General features: G+C 71.0%; 2 protein-coding genes. Both read left to right on the forward strand.

The window, feature by feature from the left end; all coding sequences use genetic code 11:
- Nucleotides 1–34 precede the first annotated feature (34 nt).
- Nucleotides 35–1,441 (forward strand): histidine-type phosphatase, encoded by a 1,407-nt coding sequence (locus ACFWEP_RS33995; protein WP_387376070.1) that lies wholly within the window; start codon nt 35–37, stop codon nt 1,439–1,441.
- Between the two features lie 180 nt (nt 1,442–1,621).
- On the forward strand, nt 1,622–2,575 hold a 954-nt coding region (locus ACFWEP_RS34000; RefSeq protein WP_387376072.1), incomplete at its 3' end, for a Ku protein.

A 2,575-nucleotide genomic window follows, 5' to 3' on the forward strand; every position in this document is an offset into this window, starting at 1 on the left:
CGGTCGGCAGTCCCGAAGCACCCGAGGAACCCCTGTGAAGCGCACGCTCTCCTCCATGGCCGCCCTGATCCTGGCCGCCACCGCGGTCACCGCCGCCGGAGGTTCCGCCGCCGCGCACGCCCCGGCGCGGGCCGACGGCGCCGGTGAGCACTTCTACACGACGAAGACGACCTACGCCCCGCAGCAGGACGCACGTCGCTACGAACCGGTCCCCGCGTCGTTCACCCCGGTCTTCACGGAGAGCGTCTCCCGTCATGGATCGCGTGCCATGTCCGACAGCGAGGACGGGGACGCGGTGCTCGCGGTGCTGCGGGACGCGGAGGGCAAGGGCGCGCTGACCCGCCTCGGCGCCCGGCTGGGCCCGCAGGTCGAGTCGCTGCTCGCGGCCGCCTCCTCCGTCGGTTACGGGGAACTGTCCGGCCGGGGTGCCCAGGAGCAGCGGCAGACCGCCCGGCGCATGGAGCAGCGGCTGCCCTCCCTCTTCCGCGCGATCGTCGCCGGACAGGAGCCCGTCGAAGTCAAGACCTCCGGGGTGAACCGGGCCACGGCCAGCGCCAACGCCTTCACCGGCGGGCTCACGGCCGCCGATCCGAAGCTGGCGGACCTCGTCCAGGCGCCCGTCACCGACAAGGACCTGCTGTACTTCCACAAGCAGCCGCAGAACGCCGCCTACCAGGAGTACGTGGAGAACGATCCGGATCTGGCGGCGGTGCTCGCGCGGATCGACGGCGCCCCGGACACCGCTCGGAACGCGAAGGAAGTGGTGTCGCGCCTGTTCTCGTCCGGGTACGTCACCGCCATGACCGCCGAAGACCGGGTCGCCTTCGCTCGCTCGCTGTACGAGCTGTACGCCGCCGCTCCCGACCTGGGGGTGGAGGCCCCGGACGTCGACCTCGACGTCTTCGTGCCCGCCCGGAACGCGCAGTGGTTCTCCTACCTCGACGACGCCGAGGAGTTCTACGAGAAGGGCCCTTCGATCAGCGGGCGCACCATCACGTACGACATGGCGAACGTGCTCCTCGACGACCTGTTCGACCAGGTCGAGGCGAAGGCGGGGGGCACCAGCGCGAAGGGGGCCGTCCTCCGCTTCACGCACGCGGAGGAGATCATGCCGCTCGCCGTCCTGCTGGGGCTGCCCGGCAGCACGGAGTCCGCGGATCTCGACGCTCCTTACACCTACGAGAACAACGCGTGGCGTGGCGCGCAGGTCGCGCCGATGGCCGCGAACGTGCAGTGGGACCTGTTCGCCGGGCCGCGGCGGGCCGGGAAGGACGCGAAGGGACAGAAGTCCGGGAAGAAGGCTCCGAGCGGGACGCGCTACCTGGTCCGGATGCTCTACAACGAGAAGGAGACCGCCTTCAAGGCGTCCTGCGAGCCGATCGCCCGGGGCAGCCACTTCTACGACCTGGACGAGCTGCGGAACTGCTTCGGCCGGAGCTGACACGCCGCACTCCCCCGGATGCGCGGGAGCATGCCGCGCGCGAGGATCGGACCGGAGGGTACGTCCGTGCGGAAGTCCGCCGGACGGGCCCGAAGGGGCTCGGGCACACGCCCGCCGCTCCGCCGACCGATTCCCGTCCCGTCCGGCCTCGCCCGGGGGCGGGGCGCCTGGAGGTAGTCGATGCCCCGACCCCTGTGGACCGGTGCCATCAGCTTCGGGCTGGTGACCATCCCGATCAGAGTGGTGTCCGCGACCGAGGACCACGGCATCCACTTCCGGCAGGTGCATCTGGAGGACATGGGCCGGGTCCGCACCCGCAAGGTGTGCGAGCTGGACGGCGAAGAGGTGCCGGGGGACGAGATCGCGAAGGGGTACGAGGTCGCGAAGGACCACACCGTGCCGGTGACCGACGAGGAACTGGGCAGGATGCCGCTCCCGACCGCCAAGGCGATCGAGATCGTCGCGTTCGTCGACACGAGCTCCATCGACCCGGTCCGGATCGGCGATTCGTACTTCCTGGCCGCCGACGGCGAGGTGGCGAACAAGCCGTACACCTTGCTGCGCAAGGCGCTGGAACGTTCCGACAAGGCCGCGGTCGCCAAGTTCGCCTGGCACAACCGCGAACGCCTGGGGCTGCTCCGGGTACGGGAAGGGGCGATCGTGCTGCATTCGATGCGGTGGCCCGACGAGATCCGCAGTCCCCGGGAACTCGCACCGGAGGACGTCGAGCTGGACGAGGGCGAGATCGACCGGGCGGTCGAACTCACCGAGACCATGGCCCTCGACTCCATCGACGGGTTCCGGGACGAGTACCGCACCGCGCTGGAGGAGTTGATCGCGGCGAAGGCGGAGGGCCGGGAGCCGGCCGCGCCCGACGAGGAGGGCGAGCGGGAACCCGGCAAGGTGGTGGACCTGATGGCCGCTCTCAACGCCTCGGTCAAGGCCGCGCAGGAGGGCCGGGGCGAGCACGAAGGCGACGCCACCGTCCACGAGCTGCCCGCCGGCGGCCGGCGGCCGCGGAAGAAGGCGGCTTCCGCGCGCGAGGGCACGGCGAAGAGGAGCACCGCGAAGCAGGGCGCCGCCGGGAAGTCCTCGGCGAAATCCTCCGCTGCGAAGAGAACCTCGAAGAAGGCC

The sequence above is a fragment of the Streptomyces sp. NPDC060198 genome (assembly GCF_042728415.1).
In the GTDB taxonomy this organism is placed as follows: domain Bacteria; phylum Actinomycetota; class Actinomycetes; order Streptomycetales; family Streptomycetaceae; genus Streptomyces.